The organism is Thioalkalivibrio sp. ALJ3 (assembly GCF_000377205.1).
Lineage (GTDB): Bacteria > Pseudomonadota > Gammaproteobacteria > Ectothiorhodospirales > Ectothiorhodospiraceae > Thioalkalivibrio.
Window position 1 is genome coordinate 150,978 of record NZ_KB897907.1, and the last position, 21,897, is coordinate 172,874.

Genomic DNA, 21,897 nt, shown 5'->3' on the forward strand with positions numbered 1-21,897 from the left:
TTCCGGTTGTCCCGATCACGCGCCGGGAAAGGCGATGTGGCAGGGCTTGTCGATGAACAGGCGCACCAGCGTGAGCCAAAGCATGGCCAAATTGCATTTGAACAGATCCGTGGAGGGCGGTGAATCGCCGCGCCGAATGCAAATGCTCGACAGGGCGGCTGCGGGCACAGACAATGCCGCCATGATCGTCTGGTGGGAGGGCCTTGTGCTGGTGGGGGCAGGGGGCGCGCTGGGAGGGCTGGCGCGCTTCTGGCTGTCGCAGTGGATTGATAACCACACCGGAGGCCGTTTCCCGTGGGGAACGCTGGCCGTGAACGCCTCGGGCGCGCTGCTGATCGGCGTGGTGCTTGGGGTCGTGGCGGACCCCTCCGGAGCGTCCTGGCTCTGGTTGTTGCTGGTGGTGGGAGTGCTCGGCAGTTTCACCACGGTCTCCTCGTTCAGCCTGCAGACGGTGGGTGTTGCGGAACGCGACGGCTGGCGCCCGGCGATTGCCTACGTCCTGTTGACACTGGGCGGTGGGCTGACGCTGGTGTTTGTCGGCCATGTCCTGGGCCGTGCCGCGGGTGGCGCGGGATGACGGGGTACTCGCTGCGCCTGTCCGCGTTCGTCGCCCTGGGCGCCGCATTGGGCAGCATGGCGCGCTATGCCCTGTCGTGGACCGGGCTGCACCTGATGGGGGCCGGGTTTCCCTGGGACACGCTGGCGGTGAATGTGGCCGGGTCCTGGCTGATCGGGCTTTACGCCGTGATCAGTGCCCCGGAGGGGTGCCGGCCCGCCGATCCGGTGATCCGCCAGTTTGTCCTGGCCGGCTTCTGCGGGGGCTTTACGACCTTCTCGGTATTCAGCCTGGAGAGCCTGTGGTTGCTGGAGACGGGCGATCCCGGACGTGCGGCGCTGTATGTGTCCGTATCTCTGGTGCTGTGGCTGGCGGGCGTGTGGCTGGGCAGCGCGCAGGGGCGCCGCTGGAATGCCGCCGCGTTACGTGGCTGAGGCCGAGCGGGCCTGACGGCCCAGCCATGGACGGGGCGCGGCCGCGACCGTAGACTTCCCGGTCGTTTGTGAACGGATGACCGACATGCTGGATATTCGCAGTCTGCGCCAGGACCTTGACGCGACCGTGGCGGCCCTGGCCAGCCGCGGCTTCGAGCTCGACCGGGAGCGCTTCGAGTCGCTGGAAGCGCGGCGCAAGGATCTCCAGGTTCGCACCCAGGAACTCCAGAACGAGCGCAATACCCGCTCCAAGGGGATCGGCCAGGCCAAGGCGCGGGGAGAGGACATCGAGCCCCTGAAGGCCGAGGTCGGCCGTCTGGGTGACGAGCTCAAGCAGTGCGAGGCCGATCTGCACGCCGTGCAGCAGGAGCTGGACGCGCTGCTGATGCGCATCCCGAACCTGCCGCAGAAGGACGTGCCCGTCGGCCAGGACGAGGAGACGAACGTCGAGTTGCGTCGCGAGGGCACCCCGCGCGAATTCGACTTCGAGCCCCGTGACCATGTGGATCTGGGTCTGCCCGGCGGCTGGCTGGATTTCGAGGCGGCGGTACGCGTGGCCGGCTCCCGCTTTGTGGTGATGCGCGGCGAGATGGCGCGTCTTCACCGGGCACTGACCCAGTTCATGCTCGACCTCCACACCCAGCAGCATGGCTACCAGGAGACCTATGTCCCGTACCTGGCGAACCCGGAGTCGCTGGAGGGAACGGGTCAGCTGCCCAAGTTCGACGAGGAACTGTTCTCGGTGGACTGCGACCAGCGTTTCCGGCTGATCCCGACCGCAGAGGTCACACTGACCAACCTGGTGCGAGAGCAGATCCTCGATGCTGGTGCGTTGCCGCTGAAGATGACCGCCCACACCCCGTGCTTCCGCTCGGAGGCAGGCAGCTACGGGCGTGACGTCCGCGGCCTGATCCGTCAGCACCAGTTCGAGAAGGTGGAGCTGGTGCAGGTGGTGCATCCGGAACAGTCCGACGCGGCCCTGGAAGAGCTGCTCGGGCACGCGGAGGCGGTGCTGCAGGCGCTGGAGCTGCCCTACCGCGTGGTGCTGCTGAGCACGGGCGACATGGGCTTTGCGGCCGCGCGCACCTATGACCTGGAGGTCTGGCTGCCGGGTCAGCAGGCCTACCGCGAGATCTCCTCGTGCTCCAATTTCGAGGCCTTCCAGGCGCGGCGCATGCAGGCGCGCTTCCGCCCGGAAGCAGGCAGCAAGCCCGAGCTGGTGCATACCATCAACGGGTCCGGCGTCGCGGTGGGCCGGGCCCTGGTCGCGCTGCTCGAGAATCACCAGCAGGTCGACGGCTCGATCACGGTCCCGGAGCGGCTGCGTCCCTATCTCGGTGGAACCTCGATCCTGAAACCGCCGTCTGAACAGTAAGTTGATTCAGTTGGGGTGGATGTGAGCCAATTCGGAAAGCTAGGTGCGTTCGTCAGTCTGCTGGCGCTGTTGCTGTGCTGGCCGCTGTGGGCACAGGCCGAGATCGAGGAGGGTTTCGATTTCGACGATGCGCCGCGCATCATCGGCCTGCACACCCCGGACTGGTTTGAACTCAGTTTCCTCGACTTGCCGGAAGACCTGGAGCGCGCGGTGGAGCGTGGCAAACAGGGGCTGGCGGTGTACTACGGGATGGACGATTGTCCGTACTGCGAGGCCCTGTTCGAGGTGAATTTCGAGAAAGACGACATTCGCGCGCAGCTATCGGACAACTTCGACGTGGTGGCGATCGACGTCCTCGGGAGCCGCGAGGTCACCGGGCTTGATGGCAAGGTCAGGTTCGAGCGCGAATACGCCTCAGAACAGAGGCTTAATTTTACGCCTTCGATTGCTTTCTATGACGCCGAGGGCGAGCGCATCCACCAGATGCGCGGCTATTATCCGCCATATCGTTTCCGCGCGCTGCTCGACTACGTGACCGAACGCCACGACCGCGAGATGAGCTTCCGCGAGTACTTGGATCGCGCCGACCCCCCGCCCAAGTTCGATGTCGAGGACATCAACGAGCGCGATTTCTTCATCAACAAGCCGTATGCGCTGGATCGCAGCAGGATCCGCGCTCAGCGCCCCTTGGTAGTGTTCTTCGAGCGCGAGGCCTGCCATGCCTGCGATATCCTGCATACCGAGCCGTTGCAGGAAGACGCGGTGCTGGACCGCATCGCCCTGATGGATGCCGTACAACTGGACGCCGAGGACAGTGACACGCCGGTCCTGACCCCGGATGGTCAGCGTACCAACCCGCGCGACTGGGCGGCGGAACTCGACGTGCACTGGGCCCCGACACTGATCTTCTTCGACGAGGCAGGCGAGGAGATCATCCGCATCGACTCGGTCGTGCACCTGAACCGGCTGCGCAACGTGATGGACTATGTGCTCACGCGCGGTTACGAGGATTATCCGACCTTCGAACGCTGGCGCGCCCAGCAACCATAGTCGTAAGGGAAACACTGATGAATGTACACACTCGCATTGGTACCCCAGGTTTTCCGAGACAAGTCGCGTCGCGTAGCGGGTAGTGGTTCTACCCGCCCGTTTTTGATGAATGCGGGGCGCAACGCAGGATCGGGGAACCTGGGGTGTCAACCCCAAAGGGGCTCGGCCTCTTTGGCGTGGGAACGGCGTCGCGGTTCCCTTGTGCAGAATGACTGCACGGCAGTCACTGCGCCTTGTTCGCACGCAAAAGCGACTCGAGCGCGAGCGTGTACATTTATCAGTGTTTCCCTAAGGACCGTACTGCATGCATTTCGAACGTGACTTCGTCCTGCGCAACCGCGAGGTGCTGGAGGGCATTGTGGCCCGTGCCCACCGTGTCGCGCTGGGGATCTTTGTGCTGACCTTCAGCGGCTACGGCATTGCCGTCTGGCTGTGGTTCCAGGATCAGATGTGGGCGGCGCTCATTACCGCGACCGTCAGCTATCTGGTCTTCCGCCAGTTCCGCATGCTGGCACTGGGTATCGCGCGTATGCCGCTTCGCGGTGACCCCGAAGCCCTGGAGGCGACCCGGACACTGGACAATGCGCTGGAAGAGGACCGACCGCACCCGGTGCTGGCCGAGCTTGAGGCTCACCTGCGGGCACTGGACGAGGAGGGATCTCCTGAAGCGCCGTCGGAGGAGAGTGAAGACGACCGGTCGGGTCGCCGGGACTAGGAAGACGCTGATTTCATCGCACGTCCGCGCTCAATCAGCGTCTCGCTATAGCTCGACGCGCACGCCCAGCTTCTGACCGATCACGCGGGCCACAGTCTCGCGCAGGTCGTCCCCGTTGCGATCATCCAGCCAGGCATCTTCGTCCTCGTTGTAGCCGAAGTGGGCCGGCCCCTCGGGCGAGGACAGCCAGATCTGCTGCGCGGCCTCTTGGCGGTTCAGGATCATCTGCGCGCCGTCCTCGAACTCGAGGGTCAGGACACCATCGATCAGGTCGATGTCCAGGTCGTCGAGACCGTCCTGGTCGCTGAGGGAGTTGTAGATCTCGTCGAGGGTCTGTTCGGCGAATACGGCGAAGGAGGGCTGGCTCATGGGTCTCTCGGTTCGGTTATTGCCTCTGGGCGCGGGCAGTATAAGTCAGAGAAAGCGGATGAACGCGATACTGGCCTTCCGGGCGTGGGCAAACCTTCCTATGCCCGCCAGGCGGCGATTGCCAGGCCCAGCCAGCCGAGGATAAAGGCGGTGCCGCCCAGTGGCGCGATGGCCCCCAGTACGCGCGGGGCGCCCAGGGCCAGGGCGTAGAGGCTGCCGGCAAAGAGCAGGATGCCGAGCACGAAGGCCACGGCGCTGGCGGTGGCCCAGCCGGTGGCCAGGTGCGACCACAGCGCCGCCAGCAGGAGCAGGGCGAGGGCGTGGATGAAGTGATACTGGACGCCGGTCTGCCAGGTGGCCAGCGCGCGCTCGGACAGTCGTTCCTGCAGGGCGTGCGCGCCAAAAGCACCGAGTACCACTGCGACGGCGGCGAGCAGCGCCGCGATCACGACCAGCGCGCGGATCATCGGCTCGGTTTCCGTACCTGGCATTAGTGTTTCCCCTAGGCTAGGCGTCGTCGCCCATCTCGTTGTCGACGTCCTGCCCGGCGACCCAGCCCTGTTCGCGGGCCCGTTCGATGGCGGCATCGTGGATGCGCGTGTGGCGCTCGCGAATCTCGGGTGGAAGGTTGGTAATGCGCAGGTCGTACTTGTCCCACTCCGCGTTAACCTGGTCGTGAAGCTGCTGGATGCGGCCTACATCCCAGCCCTCGCAGGTCTCGGTCTCGGGCAGAAAGCCGAATACCCAGGCATCGCGGATAATATTGCCGATCGGCGTCATGCCGCCGTACAAGTCGTTGTGGATGCCGACATAGTGGCGGCTTCCAGAGCGTCTGGCCGTGTTCATGCGCGTAGTGTAGAGGCACGGCGGCCGGGCGCAAAGCACATTTCGTATACAGCGGAGAACAAACATGCATCCCGCGGGCGACAGCCTGAACCGAATGCGTCTGCGCGTCCTCATGAAGCTGATGGTGCTCGGCGCCGCGATCGTGTTCGTCGGCATTCTGGGGAGCTACGCGCTGTCCATGCTGGGGGGTGGCGAGACCGAACGTCGCATCGTGGAGCTGGATGCGATTGCCCCTGGCGAGCTCAAGCGGCTGAACTGGGAGGGTCGGCGCATCCTCGTGTTGCACCGAGATTCAGCCCTTCAGCAGGCGCTGGGCGAGGACGAGGAGTTGGTGGATCCACGTGCCCGGCGGGGCCAGCAGCCGGATGGACTGGAACTGCCGCTGCGCAGTCTGAGACCGGAGTGGCTGGTTGTCATTGGCGAAAGCACCGATCTCGGCTGTGAGCTGGATCTGGTGCACCCGGACGAGGCGGAGGACTGGTCCGGTGGGTTCGTCGATCGCTGCCGTGGGGGGCGTTATGACGCCGCCGGGCGGGTGTATGACGGGCAGGACGCCCGGCGAAACCTGCCGATTCCTGAGTACCGCTTCTCCCGAGACGACCGGCTGATCCTGGGTGGTCCGTAATCGGTGAGGTGGGGGTGGGCCCGCGGGCCGGATTCAGGCGTGCGCGGCGGGTGCGTAGACGTCGAAACGCACGCTCTTGCCCCTGACGCTGCCCTGGGGCGTGTCGGGACCCAGGGCGGGGGCATGCAGGGGCCGCTTCACGACGACCCGCCGCGTGGCTGCCTCGCGTAGCCGCTGCAGCGTCTTTTCCGGGTCGGGGTCCGGGTCACCTTCCATCAGGGCCTGGGTCAGCTGCATGTCCTTCTTGACCGCGGCGCGCTTGGCCCGCTCCGGAAACATGGGATCGAACACGGCGGCGACGGGCGGCGTGCTCAGGCTCGCCGGCGTGGCCAGGCCCGCGTGTAGCGTTATGCGCTCGACGATCGAGGCCAGCGCCTCGTCATGGGCGGCGCGCTGCAGGGCATCCGCCAGCAGCAGGTAGACAACCGGTTGGCGTTCCCAGGCATCCACGCGGAAGCCGTGCGCGGCCAGCAGCAGCGTATCGCGCCCCAGGCCGGCGGTGGCGTCCACCACATGGCTGTCCCGCGGGATATTGCCCATGGCCCGGATCAGGCCCTCTCGCTGATGCCCGCTATGGGCCAGGCGATACCCCTGACGGCCGGTGGCAAAGTCCAGATGTAGACGCAGTTCGCGCCGACCTTCCTCGCGGGTCAGCGACAGTCCGTCCGCGCCGACCTCCAGTACCAGGGGCGCCTCGCCCAGATGCCGATATCCGTGGGCTTGCAAGTAGTGCTCGACCTCCCGGGCTCGGGGCTCCTGCCCCGGTTCTGCGCGGACTTGAAGGGTCACGGTCAGTAGTGCGGCGGAGGCGGCTCGTTGCCGTCTCCGGGGCCGCCGCCCTGGTCCTCGAGTTCCCGCAGCCGGTCGCGGAGCCACTGGAGCTGGCGGCGCAGCTCCTGGTTGTCCTGCTGGAGCTCATGCTGGACGCGAGCCTGCTCTTCCTGGGTGTACTCCTGATGGGCCAGGCGAACCTCCAGCGCCTCGATCCGTGCGATCAGTTCGCGGTCGGTGCGGGATGGATCAGCTGACGACATGCCGGGGCTGTCCCTTGGCGAAAGAGCGGATGTTGGTCGCAGTCTCCTCGATCACGCGCTGGCGGGCACTGCGGGCTGCCCAGGCGGTATGCGGCGTCAGCACGAGGTTCGGGATTTCCGCTGCCAGCAGGGGGTGGTCCGCTGGCGGGGGTTCGGGCTCCAGGACGTCGATGCCGGCACCGCCCAGGCTTCCGGCCCGAAGATGGCGTGCGAGGGCCTCGGGGTCGACCAGGCCACCGCGCGCGGTATTGAGCAGGATCGCCCCCGGACGCATGCGCCGCAGCGCGTCATCGTCGATCAGGTGGCGGGTTTCGGGGGACAACGGGCAATGCAGGCTGACCACGTCGCTGGTCGCAAGGAGCTCCGGCAGCGGGACTCGATCCTCGTCATCCCCGGGCGAGGGCGCCGCTTTTCGCAGGGTCGCGGCCACCCGAACCTGCATGCCGAAGGCTCGGGCCACGCGCGCCGTGGCCTGACCCAGTACGCCATAGCCGATGATGCCCAGGCGCATGCCTGCCAGGGTCCGGATCGGATGATCCAGCAGGCAGAACTGTTCGGAGGCACTCCAGTGGCCGGCGCGGACATCGGCGCGATAGTCGTCCAGCCGCGTGACCAGCGTCAGCAGCAGGGCCAATACATGCTGCACGACGGAGCCCGTTGCGTAGTCGCGCGCGTTGCTGACGGTGATGCCTAGCCGGTTTGCGGCGGCAACATCGATATTGTTGGTGCCGGTGGCCGCCGCGCAGATCAGCTTCAGCTTGGTGGCCGAGGCGAGCAGTGTTTCGTCGAGCACGACCTTGTTCGTGACCACGACATCGGCATTCGCGATGCGAGCGGCGATATCCCCGGGTTCCGTACGCGGGTGCAGATCCCAATCGGGCAGGGCCTCGCGCAGGGGGGCGAGGTCCAGGTCGTCACGATCCACCGTGGACAGGTCGAGAAATACCCCGTGTCGCAGTCCAGTCATGGCGGTACCAAGGAAAAGGGCCCCGCATCGCGGGGCCCGAATCGCTTGCTTGTCAGCCGCTGCTGTTAGTTGTCGCCCATGAAGGCGTGGAACAGGTTCAGCAGGTGGAGGAACATCACGTAGAGGTTCGCGTACAGCGAGACCGTCATCATGATGTAGTTGGCCTCCGGGTCGTGAATCATGCGGCTGGTGTCGAACAGGATCGCCGCCGACAGCAGAAGTACCACGGCCGCCGAGATGGTCAGCGACAGCGCCGGGATCGCCAGGAAGAGGTTGGCGACAATCGCCAGCAGGGCGACGATCAGGCCGACCACCAGGAAGCCACCCAGGAAGCTGAAGTCCTTCTTGGTGGCCAGGGCATAGCCGGACAGCGCGACAAAGGCGACCGCCGTGGCGGTAAAGGCATTGCCGACGATCTGCGGCCCGTTGGGCAGGCCCAGGTACATGCTCAGGATGGGGCCGAGGAAGAAGCCCAGCACGCCGGTGAAGGCGAAGGTCAGCACCAGTCCGAGCGCGGAATTGCGCGCGGCATGGATGGCAAACGGCCCGCCAATCAGCACCGCCAGCAGGACCAGCCAGTGAACCGCCGGGGCGCCCACGGCCATCGCTACGAAGGCCATCACTGCGCTGAATGCCAGCGTCACCGACAGCAGCATGTAGGTCTGGCGGATGACCTTGTTGGTCGAGATGGTCTCGCTGATGGAGCCAGTGCTAGACGGGTTGCGACTCGAGCGAACGATCTGGTCTCGGGACACGGGTCAACTCCTCATTGGGTTCGTAACCTGCTCAGTGTAGCGACTGACGCCGGTGGTTGCAGCCCTTTTCGCCGTCCGTGGCGGGGGCTTCCGGCATCACTTGATCGGTTCCCCCACGCGCTCGGAGATCTCCTTCACCGCGTGGTCTGTGGACTTGAAGATGTTGTCCTTGCCGATGATGTCCTCGAGCCCGGTGCGCTGCATGACCTCCAGGACCTGCGCCTTCACGCCGGCGAAGACCAGGGTGATGCCGCGCGCCTTCAGGCGGTGGACCAGCTGGTGGATGACTTCTTCGCCGGAGGCGTCGATCTCGTTGATGCCCTTGCCGACCACGATCAGATACTTGGCCTGCGGGTGGCGCGCCAGCAGATCCAACACCGCATCCTCGAAGTAGGGGACGTTGGCGAAGTACAGCGAGCCGTCGAAGCGCATCAGGCCAACCTTTTCGTTGGTCTCCAGGCCGTAGCGCTGGGCCTCGCGCAGGGTCCCGTCCTCAAAGCGGGCCAGTTCGGACACGCGTGGCTGCATGGTGCGATACAGGTACAGCACGATGGCCAGTCCGGCGCCTATCAGGATGCCGTAGTCCAGGTTCGGGGCCATCGCCAGTGTGGCGACAAAAGTCACGACCGCTGCAGTACCGTCATGCTTGTTGGCCACCCAGGCATGCTTGATTGCCTTGAAGTTAATCAGTCCGACCACGGCCATCATGATGATGGCTGCCAGCACTGATTGTGGCAGGTGGTAGATCAGCGGCGTCAGGAAGAGCAAAGCGATGCCGATGATTACGGCCGTGAAAACCGAGGCCAGGCCGGTTCTCGCACCGGAATTCAGGTTCACCGCCGAACGTGAGAACGACCCACTAACGGGGTAGCCCTGGGTAAAGCCGCCAGCGATGTTGGCCATGCCCTGGGCCATCAGCTCCTTGCTGGGATCCAGGCGCTGTCCGGTGCGCGCGGCCATCGCCTTCGCGATCGCGATGGCTTCGGTGAATCCGACTAGCGCGATAACGAACGCGGTGGTCAGCAGCGTGGTGATGGTGCCGAAGCTGATCTCCGGCGCCGAGATCGAGGGCAGGCCCTGGGGCACGTTGCCGACGACCGCACCGCCGCCATTCAGGGTCACGTCATTGCCGTCCACTCGCTCGATTCGCCAGGCGGTGCGCTCGGCACGCTCGCGTTCGGCGTCCGTCAGGTGGTCATCGGCGACAAAGCGCTCGGGTTCGTCGTCGGTCGCCGGGAGGCGTCGCAATGTAATACCGCGCAGTTCTTCGCGCAGTGGGGCCAGTTCGGCGCGCAGCTCGTCGCGCGCCAGTCGCACCTGTTCCTGCTGGAAGCGCAGGGCCGGCGCATCGCCGCGAGCGGCCTCCTCAATCTCCACTTCCAGTTGGCGTATACGCTCCTCGAGTTCCGCTCTCTCGGTCCGCTTGTCCTCGACCTGCTGCGCGAGTTCGACGATCTCGTTCGGAGCGATCTGGTCCAGCGTGGAGTCGGCCTTGCGTTCGTAGCCGATCAGCCAGGAGATCAGGATGGTCACGATGACAGCGACCAGCACCCCGGGAATCTTGGGCGCGACGCGCTTCATCCCCACCATCACTGCGATGGCGCCCAGTCCAAACGCGAGGGTAGGCCAATGGGTGTTGCCCAACTCGAGCACGACACCCCACAGGCCCAGCAGGAAGTGGCCCGACGTGTCGATCGGTACGCCCAGCAACTTGTTGAGCTGAGACAGGCCGATGATGATCGCCGCGGCGTTGGTGAAGCCGACGATCACGGGGTGAGAGATGAAACTGACCAGCGCGCCCAGCTTGAAAAGGCCCATGACCAGCTGGATCACGCCCACGATCAGGGCCAGCGCGATCGCCAGCATGATGAACTCGGAAGAGCCCTCGGCCGCGAGAGGCACCAGGGCAGATGCGGTGAGCAGCGACACCACTGCGACCGGGCCGGTCGCGAGCTGATTCGAAGACCCCCATAGCGCCGCGACCATGACCGGCAGCAGCGAGGCATAAAGGCCATAGACCGGCGGGAGGCCGGCAAGCTGGGCATAGGCCATGGACTGGGGAATCAGCACCAGTGCCACGGAGATCCCCGCGATCAGATCCGCGTTGAGCGTTTGTTTGGTCGGACGCCAGCTCAAGAACGGAAAGATGCGCAGGAGGATCGGGTTCATTGCGGTACTCGCTTGGCCTGTTCGTGACGTAGACGACGGCGCGTCGAGCGATCCCGCATGCCCGGCGTACCCGGGCCGTGTGGCTGCCAGGGCCGTCGTCACGCTTTTGGCAGCCATCTCTGGCCCGGGCTCAGGCCGGGCGCAGTCGGGGGAAGGGGCGATTATAGAGCGCCGCCTTATTTTCTTCTATCAAAGACATTCAATACGAAACATAGCCTACAGGAAATGCATTTGTGGCTCGTGCGGACGCAGGATCCATGTAAAAACGCCCCGGTCACCAGCGGCGATCGGGGCGCAGTAGCGTCAGGTGTAGGTGTGACTTACTGCGGGGGTGCCATGCCCGGGCTGCCACCCTGCTGCATTTCCTGCTGCAGGCTCTCCAGACGCGCGATGATGTCATCGATCTCCGGATTCTCTTCGCGCATCGCGGCCATGAGGTCTTCGCGCAGCGATTCCTGGGCGGAGATGATCTCCTCGTCCTGCGCGACGGCCTGCTGGGCCTCCTGCAGGTTCATCTGCGCCTGCTGGACGTCTTCGGACTGGATTACCTGCTGGCGTTCCTCGGCGCTCAGATCCGGGTCGCGCAGGCGTTCTTCGGCACCTTCCAGGGTTTCGAGATCCTGACGCGGCTGATAGCCAGCCTGTTCCATCTTGTCGAGGACCAGGTTTTCAAGCTCTTCGCCCTTTTGCTCCAGATCGGGGTTGTTTTCGATTGCCTGCTGCTGCGTCTCGGCCAGGGTCTGCTGCAGCTGCTGCATTTCCATTTGCGGATTGGCGCCGCCTTCCTGCTGCCCCTGCTGGCCCATGCCTTGCTGACCCATGCCCTGGGCCATGACCAGCGGGCTGGCCAGCGCGAGCGCGGCGGCGGCAATCAAACCGGCGAGAGGCCGGAAACGGTTCGTCATGATCATTCTCCTCGTGAAATTACGGTGGGAAGCTTAATGAGTGGCAACTTAACAACAGCTTAACAGGCGCAAGCCGAGGTTTCCGGGGCAGCCCGGTTTTCGTTGCAGGCTTCTCGTTTTCTGTGTTGCTCAGGCCCCCGGGGTGCGAAAGAGTGCGATGTCGTTAGTCGGTAAATGAATCTGCCAACCCAGATGTGCGGCGATCCAGCGCAGGGTGGCGGGCCCGTAGAAGGCCACATGGGTTGGGTCACGGCGGTAATGCCAGCGATGGAAAATGCACGCGGGGGGTGGCCAGCCGGTCATGATCGCAATCGTGCCACCGGAGCGTAGCAGGTTGGCCATCGTGTCCAGCGTGGCAAGCGGGCTGTGCAGATGTTCCAGCACCTCGGTGCAGGTGACGAGATCGAAATGGTCGCCGGGAGCAGGTCGCTCGGGGTCGAACACCGGATCGTATGCCTGCATGGCATAGCCACGCGTGCGCAGCATATCCGCCAGAACCGGATGGGGGCCACAGCCCCAGTCCAGGCCCTGCGCTGGCGGTGGGCAGTGCGCCTCCAGCGGCGACAGCAGGCGGCCCAGGAAATGCCGATATCCAGCGTCATCCGGCCGGTTCTCGTGGGTCTGGTAGTACTCGCGCTCGACTTCGGGTGTAGGCCAGCGCGAACGCTCCAGGACAATCAGGGAGCAATGGCGACAGCGCTGGTAATCCCCGGGCGAGGGGTCACGCACTCCACGGCTGAAAAACGGGCGCAGAGGGCTGGCGCACAACGGACAGCGGGCCATGCGTCAGTGTCTCCCTAGCGGCGCAGGAAGCGGAACCAGGACGCGATGTTCAGCAGGCTCATCAGGGACTGGGCGAGATAGGTATAGGCCGCGGCCTTCAGGATCCGCTGGGCGTGGGGATAGTCCGGGGGGTGAAGGTAATTGCCCCGGCGGAGCATCGGCAGGGCGCGGCGAAAGCTCGCGTCGAACTCGGTGGGCAGGGTGACGAAGTGCACCAGGGCGGCGAGCCCCATCGACAGGATCCCGGCCAGAAAGAACAGGATGCCCGGTGCCGGATGTCTGGCGATCAGAGTGATCACGGGTATCGCGACCATTAGCCAGGCCCCGATTTGCTGGCCGTAGCGCGACAGGCATACAAGGTTGCTGCGCATGCGCAGGGGCGGGTAGTCCTGAGCATGCTGGATCGCATGCCCCACTTCGTGCGCGGCCACGGTGATCGCGGTGAGCGAGCGGCCACCGTGGTTGTCCTCCGACAGCCGTACCGCGCGATCAAAGGGGTCGTAGTGGTCGCCGTCGCGGGTGGATTCGACACGCACGTCTTGCAGGCCATGGCGATCCAGCAGGTCACGCGCCAGTTCGGCCCCGGTGCCGTTGTAACGGTCCTCCGGCTGGCTGTACTTCTTCATTGTCTGGCGTACCCACCAGCTCGGGGCCCAGGCCAGGAGCAGCACGAGCGGTGCGAGCAGAATCAGCAGTCGCATGCCTTCATCATGGCGCGACTTCCACTTCGGGGGAAGTCGTCCGCATAAATCCGTACACCGGTCCTTTCTCGCTCAGTCTTCGGCCTCGTCGTAATCGCCCTTGTGCTTCGGATTGGGACGGGCCCGCTGGTCCTTCGAGTAGTCGCGACCGTCTTCGGTGTCCTCGCCCGTTTCCTGCGTGAGGCGCAGATGCGCGGGCGGGGCCGTCCCGTCCTTTTCCTGACCGAAGTAGACGGTCTGATGGGGGAACGGGATCTCGATGCCGGCCGCGTCGAAGTGCTTCTTGACGAGGCGGTTGTATGCACGACCCAGGCCGAACTGGGTTCCGGGCAGCGTCTTGATGCGGATGCGCACGTTGACGGAGCTGTCCGCCAGCGCGGTAACCCCGTGCACTTCCATCTCGTCGAGGATGTTCGGACCCTGATCCGGATCTTCCTTGAGCTCCTCGAAGGCCTCGCGCAGACGCACGATGACCTCGTCGATGTCCTCGCGATAAGCGACGCCGTACTCGCCGACGTGGTAGGCGTACTCGCGCATGTAGTTGGAAACGGCATCCACCGACGAGAACGGAATCAGGTGATAGGTGCCGGACAGGTCGCGCAGGCCCATGGAACGGATTGTGAGCTTCTCGACCACCCCGGTCATGCCGGCCACCGTGACCACGTCCCCGGTGTTGATGGCCTTTTCCAGCTGGATAAATATCCCCGTAATGATGTCCTGCACCAGTTTCTGTGCACCAAAACCAACAGCGAGGCCAAGGACGCCGGCACCGGCCAGTAGTGGCCCGATATTCACGCCGATCTCCGCCAGCACGATCATGGTGGTCATCACGGCCAGTACGATGGCGACTGCGTTGCGGAACAGGGTCAGCAGGGTCTTCTCGCGCGCGCCGGGCTCGCCCTCGCCGGTAGCCGGGCTCAGGCGGTGCTCGATCCAGCTGGCGAATACGAGCCAGATGGCCAGGGCGGCGATCAGAATCAGGGCGACCGAGATGGCGGTTCCGAGGACGTACATGCCCGCATCGGAGGCGATCCAGGCGCCAAGATTGAACGCGCCCCAGGCATCCAGGATGACCGCCAGCACGATGAGCAGGATCACCAGGCGCATTGTCTTGAGGGCCATCGGAATGTAGGAGTTCAGGCGTGCCTCGAGCATCGGGAACTTGACCCGCGTCTCGTCCGGGACCCGGATCTCGCGGCCAATGATCTGGCTGAGCACGTTGGCGACAAAGACGCCGATGAAGATGGCCAGTAGCGTCTGTCCGGTGGCCTTGGCCATGAAGGGAAGGGCATCTTCCGGACGGGTAATGCTGACGATCGCCAGGGTCAGGAAGTAGACCAGCGCGATCCAGTGCCAGGCGTTCGCCAGGAAGGTCAGCGTCATGCGCGTGAAGGCGAACCCGGCGCGGTTGGCGACCAGGATCAGGCGATCATGCACGCGCTGGCGGTTCTGCAGGATGATGACGGCCGCGTAGAGGAAGGCCGTCAGCATGACCAGCAGCCCCAGCGAACGGCCAGCCTCGCTGGAGAGGTGATTGTTGGTCAACGGGACCAGCAAGAGCAGGCCGTAACCGATGTAGGTCACCAGGCGCGCCAGCCAGGCATTCCAGTAAGCGGCCTCGTCGCCGGCCATCGGCAGCAGCCGCAGGCCGTGGTAGCGCGTCGCGAAAATCAGGCGCAGCGCGGCTTTGGTCACCTCGATCAGCAGGAAGGCATTGAGGAACAGCGAATGCCGCATAAGCATCTCGCCGGATTCCCCGAGCACAAAGAGTGCGAGCCCATAGCCCGCCACCCAGGCCAGGAGAACGATCAGAAAGTCGATCAGTGCCGCCAGGAGGACGGCGGGAAGCGCCCGTAGCAGGTGATACTGTCTCGCTGAGTGGATCACCCAGCGGTCCAGGGCGGCGAACATCGGGCTGCCAAGGCGCCGCAGGATCAGGAAGGCGGCGACCGTCAGCACGATCAGGATTGCCAGGTCCAGCATCCCGGCGCCAAACACCACCGGATCGATCGTGCGCATCTGTTCGCCAATGTCCGCGGCGATTTCGTTCAGCGCCCGAATCTCCTGCACCGTGCCTTCTGCGAGCGATTGCGTAATCTGGGCAATCTGGCGCGGGATCGACATCGGCTCGTCGGTGTTGACGGCCTCATCGTCCGCGGCGGCTTCTTCGTCCTCTGGCCGTTCGGCGCGCAGTGTTTCGAGCAGTCGTTCGCGAGCTTCCTCGTTTTCCAGTGCCTCGATCAGTGCGTCGTGCAGCTCGCGCCCGTCGCCGTCCTGGGCTTGAGCACCCACAGGCAGCAACAGTGACAGTGTGAACAGGGCGAGGAGAACAAAGGGGAAGCGCAAGAAGCGGCTCGGGGACACGGGCGGACCTCGGGTTTGGACGGGGTTCGCGGGTCGCGCGGAAGAGCAAAATGCGAGCATCCATGCGACAGCGGAGGAGGCCAGTCTAGGGAAACACTGATCAATGTGCACGCTCGCGCTCGAGTCGCTCTCGCGTGCGAACAAGGTGCGGTGACGGCCGTGGAGTCAGTCTGCATAAGGGAGTTGCAACGCCGTGTGCGCGCCCGTTCCTGACAACAACGGGTGACCGCTCCGGGACTATTCCAGCAGCATGGGGTCCAGCCAGGCGATGCCCAGCTGGGTCATCTGGCGCTCGATCCACGCGATGCGCTGGGTAAGGCGTGGACCCGGGTTGACCGGGTTGTAACTGCCCGGGCTGGGGAGGATGGCGGCCAGACGGGCGGCCTGGTTCCGATTCAGTTCGCGCGCCGGTATGCCAAAGTAGTGCTGGGCTGCATTTTCGATCCCGTAGATGCCGGGGCCCCATTCCGCCAGGTTCAGGTAGACCTCAAGGATACGTCGCTTGGGCCAGACGGTTTCCATGCCCGCCGTGAGTCCGGCCTCGAGTGTCTTGCGGATCCAGGAACGCTCGTGCCACAGGAAGAGGTTCTTGGCGGTTTGCTGGCTTATGGTGCTGGCCCCGCGCAGGCGCTGGCCGTGCAGCATGTGGTCATCCACTGCCTGGCGCACCGAGCCCCAGTCGAAGCCGCGATGCACGGGGAAGTGCTGGTCCTCCGCCGCGATAACGGCCAGCATCAGGTGGCGTGGCAGATCATCCAGCCGCTGCCATTCCGGACGCAGCCGCGAGGCGGTCTGCCAGTCCGTAGCGACGACCATCGCCATGCCGTAGGGCGGGTTGACCTTGGCAAACAGTACAATCAGCCCGAGCGCGAACGTCACCACGAGCGCAAGTGTGCCGGCCAGCAGCCAGGCCAGCGTGCGTATCAGGCGAGCAATCGGTCCGCGCCGTCGGCGGGCCATCAGGTACTCCCTGGATGTGAGCGGCGAGCGGAACTCATGGAAAAAGGATACCTCGACTCGTGCGTCGACCGAGCGCTGTCGGAGGGGCGTTGTGGCAATATTCCATCATCTCGGCCGGATGAGGAATCTCGTCACCGGGTGAACTGTTTCCATCGTACGTGGCCCAAGTTTTCAAACCGGTCTGTGGCCGGGTGGCTCCATCCCATTCACGCGAATCAGAAGGAGAGACCCATGGACGTGATGCCCTATCGGTATACCACCCCCAGTGGCGAGGCCGTTTCCTTCGAGTTCCGCTTGCACCCCGAGACCGGATCGGCCGTCCGTGTCCAGCAGTTGCTGGATCGGCTGGTCGACACCCTCGATCACGAGATCGGATTGCTGGGCGATACCTGCAACGGTGATGTACTGCAGGCGTTGGCGATGGCGCTCGCCGTACGGACCGACATGATCCCCGCACACCCGGAAATGACGCACGACCTGGCACGGGACGTCGTCGAGCGTGCACTGGGGTCGCTGCAGGCCGAATATCAGTACATGGGCCCGGTGGGCCATGCGTGACCGCCTGTCTGGCGACCGGCGTCCAGTTGTCTTTTTTGATGGCGGCTGTCCACTTTGCCGGCGCGAGATCGGCCACTATCAGCGGCTGGATCCGGTCGGTCGCCTGGACTGGAAGGACATTCATGCCGACCCGGGGCCACTGGAGCCATGGGGAATCGGCTGGGATGTGGCGATGCGGCGTATGCATGTGGTTGATGCCCAAGGGCGTATCCACAGCGGCGCTTGGGCGTTTGTAGTCGTCTGGCGGCATCTGCCGTATTACCGCGCACTGGGGGAGGCGCTGTACCGAGTGCCGGCTGTCGTGTGCCTGATGGACCGGGTGTATGACTGGATTGCCGTGCGACGCTGGCGATCGCGCTGCAGCGATGGGGCCTGTCGCTCGGATTAGGGAAACACTGGTGGTTGCTGGTGGGTCAGGTGACTGACTGTTTCGGCGTCTGCTGGCGCCGCGTTACTTGAGGAAACCGGAGCCGTGAAACAGCTGCTGGTGGGGCTCGCTTTCGCAATGGGTATAGTGCTGGGTGCGCCGGGCTGGGCGGATGACCTGGACACAGAGCGGGCAATTGTGGGCCAGTTGCAGGAGCCCCATCGGATCCTGCTCATGCGCCATGCGGCGGCGCCGGGTATCGGCGATCCCCCGGACTTCGATCTTGCAGACTGCGACACACAACGGAATCTCTCCGAGGCGGGCCGGGAACAGGCGCGCGGGCTTGGCGAGCGCCTGCGCGCCGCCGGGCTGGAAGAGATCCGTGTTTTCGCGGGTCCCTGGTGCCGCAATGCCGACACGGCCCGGCTTCTGGGGTACGGTGAACCGGAAATTCTGGATGCGCTGGGCTCGATCATTTCGTACCAATGAACTCGATCGGGAAGCCGCATGCGTGCCTGGCATCAGCATCTTGCGGAAGAATTCGCGCGCGCCGCGGGCCCGGCGGTGTATGTCACGCACCGTGCGAATATCATGGAGTTGTCCGGTCGCAACATTGGCGCGGGCGACATGGTGGTGGTGGAGATCGATGCCGAGGGTGGAGCCCGGCCTGTCGCCGACTGAGAAGGCGGACGCCGACACCCGGACGCCTACATGTATGGCCCGATGATGCGCGCGATCCAGCCGTAGATGCGGTACTTCCAGGGCCGGTTTTCCCAGGCCTCGATCGTCATGCGCTCGGCCTCGGCCTTGTCTTCCTCGATCAGTGCCCGGATGGAGCGGGCAAAGTCTTCGTCATAGACGTTGAGATTGGTTTCGTCGTTCAGGCGGAACGAGCGGTTGTGCAGATTGGCGGAGCCGATGGTGGCCCAGCGGTCATCCACGCTCATCAGCTTGGAGTGGTACATCCGCGGGTGGTATTCGTACAGCTCCACACCGGCTTCGAGTATCGGACGCCAGCGATTGACCGACGCGTGGCGCACGAAGCCGAAGGTCATGGTGTCGCCCGGCATCAACACGCGGATCCGGACACCGCGTTCGGCGGCCTCGGTCAGGGCATCGAGAAAGTCTGGATCGGGATAGAAATACGCCGTTCCAATCGTTACCTGGTCTTCGGCTGCGGCCAGGGCGTGCAGGAACATCTTGCGAATGCGATGGCGCCCCTCGCGAGGGGCGCTGACTACGACCTGCGCATCCAGATCACCTTCCTCCTCGAGTTCCGGGTAATAGGCATTGCCCAGCAGCAATTCGCCCATGGCATCCAGCCAGGTCTCCATGAAGGCCGCTTGCAGGTTGCCCACCACGGGCCCGCTAATGCGGAAATGGTTGTCGCGGTAGGGTTCGTGGTCCTCGTCGGGTACCCAGGAATCCGCTACGTTGGCGCCCCCGACGAATCCCGTGTGGCCGTCCACGACCAGGATCTTTCGGTGCGTGCGGTGGTTGAACCGCGACATCTCGTACCAAGACGGTTTGCGCCAGCGCACGACCTCCGCGCCGGCATCGGTCATGCGGTCGAACTTCTCCTGGGCGGCCGCCACGGAGCCGATGTAATCGATGACCACGTGCACCTTCACCCCACGCTCGGCGGCGCGCGCAAAGGCCTCAGCGAAGCGGGCGGCCTGATAACCCCAAAATTCGTATACCTCGAACGTAACCGTGTGTTCGGCGTTCTCGATCGCCTCGATCTTGGCGTCATAGATGGCCTCTCCGTCGCGCAGCAGCTCCAGACTGTTGCCGGAGACGATCGGCTGTTGCAGCGTGAGCCCCATTCCGCGGCGAAACGCACTGTCCGAGGTGCCGTAGTCGATGGCCACCGGGACCTTCACCCGGTCGGGTTTCGGGAGGAGGTTGAAGAGGGCAACGTTTGCCAGCACGAAGGCGAGCGCGAGGCCCAGGAGGATGCCGACAGGGATGCCGATGACGCGGCGGCGCATGGAGGGCCTCTTGTATCGAACCCGCTGCAAGGAAACGGGGGGATTGGGTGGCCGGTATCGCACCAGCATCGTTCAGTGTACACAATGCACAGTGAACCACCCTGGACGAATGTCATGAATCCGTTTTTGGAAGCCGCACTGGACGAAGCGCGAACCGGTTGGGACGAAGGGGGTATCCCCATCGGCTCGGTGATCGAGCACGCGGGACAGATTGTCGGGCGGGGGCATAACCGGCGGGTGCAAAATGGCAGTGCCATCCTGCATGCCGAGATGGATGCCCTGGAGAACGCCGGGCGGCAACCTGCAAGCGTTTACCGCGAGTGCACCCTCTACACGACGCTCTCGCCCTGCGCGATGTGCAGCGGGGCGATCGTGTTGTACGGCATCCCGCGTGTGGTGGTCGGCGAGAACGCCACCTTCATGGGAGAGGAGGACTGGCTGCGCTCGCGCGGCGTGCAGGTCGATGTGCTGCAGGACGCCGCCTGCCAGGAGCTGATGGCCGCCTTCATTGAACGCCACCCGGATCTCTGGCACGAGGACATCGGTTGCGAATAGCCCCGTTATGACCGGAACGCACTTTCTGGCGGGCGGATCGTGCTTGCCACCCGGCTCCTGTAGCAGCACAGGCCCGATGACCGAGAAATGCCTCATGGTGCGTTGCGCGCCCAGGTCGGGTGTTCTGGCATGGTTGCTGCTTTGGTGCCGGGTGCAATGCAGACCAGGAGTACCCCATGATCGATGGCATCGGAATGAACCAGGCGGCCCTGGCACGACCGACCCATTCGGCGCAAAACCTGAACAATGCCGGGCAGGCCGGCAACCAGGCACCACAGGCCGGACAGGCGGCCCACGCACAGCCCGCCCAGCCGGCCCAGGCCCAGCAGGCACAGACCGCCACGCAAGCGCAGTCGAACGGTCAAATCAACGGGCAGGGCGCGGGCGTCTCGACTTCTCCACATGTCGCCCAGCCGGCGTCCACCACGCAGGCCCCCTCGGCATACGAGGCGGCATTCTCGCCCCAGGGCGTGAACGCGACTCCGCCGACGCAGGCCACCGCAATGCCGCTGGCCGGCGGTCAGGTCAACGGGGCCCCGCAGGCCGACGATGCCTCCCGGATGGACGCCGTTCCGGACGACGAAGTGGACATGGGCCAGACCTTCATGCCCGACGGCTCGGTGCAGTCCAACTCCAACGAGAACCTCGGATCGCACTTTGACCTGCAGGCGTGACTCTAGGGAGACGCTGATTTAATCGCACGTCCGCGTTGGTGCCCCCTGTTTTCCGAGACAAGGCGCGTCGTGCAGCGGGTAGTGGTTCTACCCGCAAGCGGCGCAACGCAGGATCGGGGAACAGGGGGCACCAACCCCACAAGCCATTGAAAGCAGGGGCTCGGCCGCTTTTGCGCGCGCACTGCGTTGCGGTTCCCTTGTGCAGAATGACTGCACGGCAGTCACCGCGCCTTGTTCGCACGCAAAAGCGACTCGAGCGCGGACGTGCGATTAAATCAGCGTCTCCCTTGCGCCGGGCGTTTCTTGTTATGAGGCCTCACCCATGCAAACGGGGTCTGTCCTGCTCACCCAGTTCGCTTCGCAGTCCAGGTAGGCGCGATTGAATCCAGAGAAACGCACCAGCCCCTCCATGTCATGGATCCAGATCGCACCGCCATCGGTACGGATGAGATCCCGTTTTCGCAGCTGGCTGAACGACCGGCTCACATGTACCGCGGACATGCCCAGCGCATCCGCCAGCACGCTCTGGTTCATGGGAAGCCGCACCTCGTGCGACGGACGCTGCAGGCGGACCTTCATTTCCAGAATGAAATGCGCGAGACGCTCGGCAGCGGGGCGTCGGCCGATGTTGATAATGCGTTCCACCAGCATCGACTGTTCCCTCGCCAGAATCAGGAAGAACAACGAGGCAAGTCGTGGTGCCTGCTCGAACACCTCGGTCAGCCTCGTTCGCGGAAAAGGACACGCCTCGATGTCCGTCAGCGCGACGAAGTCCGAACGGGCTTCGTTGAACCCCATCTCGCGCAGACCCAGGATCTGCCCCGGCAGAAAGATGTCCAGCACCTGACGTCGACCATCGGCCAGGTCGCGTACCGCACAGGCCCAGCCGGAGCTCAACGTATAGAACCTCTCTGCCTCCTCACCAGCCGCACACAGGCAGGTTTCGGCGGCATAACGCTTCGGGTCCTTCTCCAGGTCCAGCAGCAACGCCTTCTCTTCGGGTACCAGTTCGGCAAACTGGCCGATCTGCGTGAGGATGCAACCTTCCAGCATTGTCATCGCTGGCTCCTTGTTACGCCAAAGTGCGGTCGTGTCACATAACGAAACACTGGTGTTACGTTAAGTAACGATCAGTAGAAAAATC

At 64.5% G+C, this 21,897-nt stretch carries 26 protein-coding genes and 1 pseudogene; 11 read left to right on the forward strand and 16 right to left on the reverse strand.

Annotated elements, in window-relative coordinates:
• Window positions 1-15: 15 nt before the first annotated feature.
• Window positions 16-183 (reverse strand): hypothetical protein, encoded by a 168-nt coding sequence (locus tag C935_RS13360; RefSeq protein WP_196799772.1) that lies wholly within the window; start codon window positions 181-183, stop codon window positions 16-18.
• Between C935_RS13360 and C935_RS0107210 the strand changes: the two genes are divergently transcribed.
• From C935_RS0107210 to C935_RS0107230, 5 genes are all read left to right on the forward strand, one after another.
• Window positions 143-577, forward strand: coding sequence for a CrcB family protein (locus C935_RS0107210; RefSeq protein ID WP_018861843.1), 435 nt, complete (start codon window positions 143-145; stop codon window positions 575-577). The genes C935_RS13360 and C935_RS0107210 overlap by 41 nt on opposite strands.
• A complete protein-coding gene (gene crcB / locus C935_RS0107215; RefSeq protein WP_018861844.1) occupies window positions 574-990 on the forward strand; it encodes a fluoride efflux transporter CrcB in 417 nt (138 codons plus the stop codon). The genes C935_RS0107210 and crcB overlap by 4 nt, the downstream gene beginning before the upstream one ends.
• An 85-nt stretch (window positions 991-1,075) precedes the next feature.
• The gene (serS, locus tag C935_RS0107220; protein WP_018861845.1) at window positions 1,076-2,365 is read left to right on the forward strand and encodes a serine--tRNA ligase; all 1,290 of its coding nucleotides are present in this window, start codon (window positions 1,076-1,078) and stop codon (window positions 2,363-2,365) included.
• Between the two features lie 15 nt (window positions 2,366-2,380).
• Window positions 2,381-3,415 carry a thioredoxin fold domain-containing protein gene (locus tag C935_RS0107225; RefSeq protein WP_018861846.1) on the forward strand — a complete coding sequence of 345 codons (1,035 nt, stop codon included), beginning with the start codon at window positions 2,381-2,383 and terminating at the stop codon, window positions 3,413-3,415.
• A gap of 304 nt (window positions 3,416-3,719) precedes the next feature.
• On the forward strand, window positions 3,720-4,130 hold the full coding sequence (locus C935_RS0107230) for a hypothetical protein (protein ID WP_018861847.1): 411 nt from the start codon (window positions 3,720-3,722) through the stop codon (window positions 4,128-4,130).
• 45 nt (window positions 4,131-4,175) lie between these two features.
• Here C935_RS0107230 and cyaY read toward each other — a convergent pair whose 3' ends face one another.
• From cyaY to C935_RS0107245, 3 genes are all read right to left on the reverse strand, one after another.
• Window positions 4,176-4,499 (reverse strand): iron donor protein CyaY, encoded by a 324-nt coding sequence (gene cyaY / locus C935_RS0107235; RefSeq protein WP_018861848.1) that lies wholly within the window; start codon window positions 4,497-4,499, stop codon window positions 4,176-4,178.
• A gap of 98 nt (window positions 4,500-4,597) precedes the next feature.
• The gene (locus tag C935_RS0107240; protein ID WP_018868455.1) at window positions 4,598-4,990 is read right to left on the reverse strand and encodes a DUF423 domain-containing protein; all 393 of its coding nucleotides are present in this window, start codon (window positions 4,988-4,990) and stop codon (window positions 4,598-4,600) included.
• Window positions 4,991-5,006: 16 nt separating this feature from the next.
• The gene (locus C935_RS0107245) at window positions 5,007-5,279 is read right to left on the reverse strand and encodes a hypothetical protein (RefSeq protein WP_018861850.1); all 273 of its coding nucleotides are present in this window, start codon (window positions 5,277-5,279) and stop codon (window positions 5,007-5,009) included.
• Between the two features lie 130 nt (window positions 5,280-5,409).
• Here C935_RS0107245 and C935_RS0107250 point away from each other — a divergent pair, with 130 nt between their 5' ends.
• Entirely contained in the window at window positions 5,410-5,970 is a 561-nt protein-coding gene (locus C935_RS0107250) for a hypothetical protein (RefSeq protein WP_018861851.1), read from the forward strand.
• Window positions 5,971-6,003: 33 nt separating this feature from the next.
• Here C935_RS0107250 and C935_RS0107255 read toward each other — a convergent pair whose 3' ends face one another.
• The 10 genes from C935_RS0107255 to mtgA all read right to left on the reverse strand — a co-directional run bounded on the left by C935_RS0107255 (window position 6,004) and on the right by mtgA (window position 16,608).
• On the reverse strand, window positions 6,004-6,759 hold the full coding sequence (locus C935_RS0107255) for a class I SAM-dependent methyltransferase (RefSeq protein WP_026278709.1): 756 nt from the start codon (window positions 6,757-6,759) through the stop codon (window positions 6,004-6,006).
• Window positions 6,760-6,761: 2 nt separating this feature from the next.
• Window positions 6,762-7,004 (reverse strand): SlyX family protein, encoded by a 243-nt coding sequence (locus C935_RS0107260; protein ID WP_018861853.1) that lies wholly within the window; start codon window positions 7,002-7,004, stop codon window positions 6,762-6,764.
• Complete coding sequence (locus C935_RS0107265; RefSeq protein WP_018861854.1) at window positions 6,991-7,971, reverse strand: D-2-hydroxyacid dehydrogenase; 981 nt, start codon at window positions 7,969-7,971, stop codon at window positions 6,991-6,993. Before C935_RS0107265 ends, C935_RS0107260 begins: the two co-directional genes overlap by 14 nt.
• Before the next feature lie 65 nt (window positions 7,972-8,036).
• Entirely contained in the window at window positions 8,037-8,726 is a 690-nt protein-coding gene (locus tag C935_RS0107270; protein ID WP_012982306.1) for a Bax inhibitor-1/YccA family protein, read from the reverse strand.
• A 96-nt stretch (window positions 8,727-8,822) separates the two neighbouring features.
• Window positions 8,823-10,895: a SulP family inorganic anion transporter gene (locus C935_RS0107275; RefSeq protein WP_018861855.1), complete on the reverse strand. Its 2,073-nt coding sequence runs from the start codon at window positions 10,893-10,895 to the stop codon at window positions 8,823-8,825.
• A gap of 320 nt (window positions 10,896-11,215) precedes the next feature.
• Window positions 11,216-11,800, reverse strand: a complete 585-nt coding sequence (locus C935_RS0107280) for a hypothetical protein (RefSeq protein WP_026278710.1) — start codon at window positions 11,798-11,800, stop codon at window positions 11,216-11,218.
• Window positions 11,801-11,929: 129 nt separating this feature from the next.
• A complete protein-coding gene (locus C935_RS0107285; protein ID WP_018861857.1) occupies window positions 11,930-12,583 on the reverse strand; it encodes a class I SAM-dependent methyltransferase in 654 nt (217 codons plus the stop codon).
• 14 nt (window positions 12,584-12,597) lie between these two features.
• The gene (locus tag C935_RS0107290) at window positions 12,598-13,284 is read right to left on the reverse strand and encodes a zinc metallopeptidase (RefSeq protein ID WP_018861858.1); all 687 of its coding nucleotides are present in this window, start codon (window positions 13,282-13,284) and stop codon (window positions 12,598-12,600) included.
• A 72-nt stretch (window positions 13,285-13,356) separates the two neighbouring features.
• The gene (locus tag C935_RS0107295) at window positions 13,357-15,648 is read right to left on the reverse strand and encodes a mechanosensitive ion channel domain-containing protein (RefSeq protein WP_018868452.1); all 2,292 of its coding nucleotides are present in this window, start codon (window positions 15,646-15,648) and stop codon (window positions 13,357-13,359) included.
• A 237-nt stretch (window positions 15,649-15,885) separates the two neighbouring features.
• Window positions 15,886-16,608 carry a monofunctional biosynthetic peptidoglycan transglycosylase gene (gene mtgA / locus C935_RS0107300; RefSeq protein ID WP_018861860.1) on the reverse strand — a complete coding sequence of 241 codons (723 nt, stop codon included), beginning with the start codon at window positions 16,606-16,608 and terminating at the stop codon, window positions 15,886-15,888.
• A 231-nt stretch (window positions 16,609-16,839) separates the two neighbouring features.
• Between mtgA and C935_RS0107305 the strand changes: the two genes are divergently transcribed.
• The 3 genes and pseudogenes from C935_RS0107305 to C935_RS13395 all read left to right on the forward strand — a co-directional run bounded on the left by C935_RS0107305 (window position 16,840) and on the right by C935_RS13395 (window position 18,214).
• A complete protein-coding gene (locus C935_RS0107305; RefSeq protein WP_018861861.1) occupies window positions 16,840-17,166 on the forward strand; it encodes a hypothetical protein in 327 nt (108 codons plus the stop codon).
• Window positions 17,159-17,554 carry a thiol-disulfide oxidoreductase DCC family protein gene (locus tag C935_RS0107310; protein WP_018861862.1) on the forward strand — a complete coding sequence of 132 codons (396 nt, stop codon included), beginning with the start codon at window positions 17,159-17,161 and terminating at the stop codon, window positions 17,552-17,554. Before C935_RS0107305 ends, C935_RS0107310 begins: the two co-directional genes overlap by 8 nt.
• A gap of 117 nt (window positions 17,555-17,671) precedes the next feature.
• Window positions 17,672-18,214, forward strand: a pseudogene (locus tag C935_RS13395) (histidine phosphatase family protein).
• A 26-nt stretch (window positions 18,215-18,240) separates the two neighbouring features.
• Here the strand turns inward: C935_RS13395 and C935_RS0107325 are convergent.
• Window positions 18,241-19,524, reverse strand: a complete 1,284-nt coding sequence (locus C935_RS0107325) for a phosphatidylserine/phosphatidylglycerophosphate/cardiolipin synthase family protein (protein ID WP_018861865.1) — start codon at window positions 19,522-19,524, stop codon at window positions 18,241-18,243.
• 114 nt (window positions 19,525-19,638) lie between these two features.
• Between C935_RS0107325 and C935_RS0107330 the strand changes: the two genes are divergently transcribed.
• Both C935_RS0107330 and C935_RS0107335 read left to right on the forward strand, forming a co-directional pair.
• Window positions 19,639-20,079, forward strand: coding sequence for a nucleoside deaminase (locus C935_RS0107330; RefSeq protein ID WP_018861866.1), 441 nt, complete (start codon window positions 19,639-19,641; stop codon window positions 20,077-20,079).
• Between the two features lie 176 nt (window positions 20,080-20,255).
• Window positions 20,256-20,753: a hypothetical protein gene (locus C935_RS0107335; protein ID WP_018861867.1), complete on the forward strand. Its 498-nt coding sequence runs from the start codon at window positions 20,256-20,258 to the stop codon at window positions 20,751-20,753.
• Window positions 20,754-21,059: 306 nt separating this feature from the next.
• On the opposite strand, the gene C935_RS0107340 is transcribed toward C935_RS0107335, so the two are convergent.
• Window positions 21,060-21,812 carry a Crp/Fnr family transcriptional regulator gene (locus C935_RS0107340; RefSeq protein ID WP_018861868.1) on the reverse strand — a complete coding sequence of 251 codons (753 nt, stop codon included), beginning with the start codon at window positions 21,810-21,812 and terminating at the stop codon, window positions 21,060-21,062.
• Window positions 21,813-21,897 lie beyond the last annotated feature (85 nt).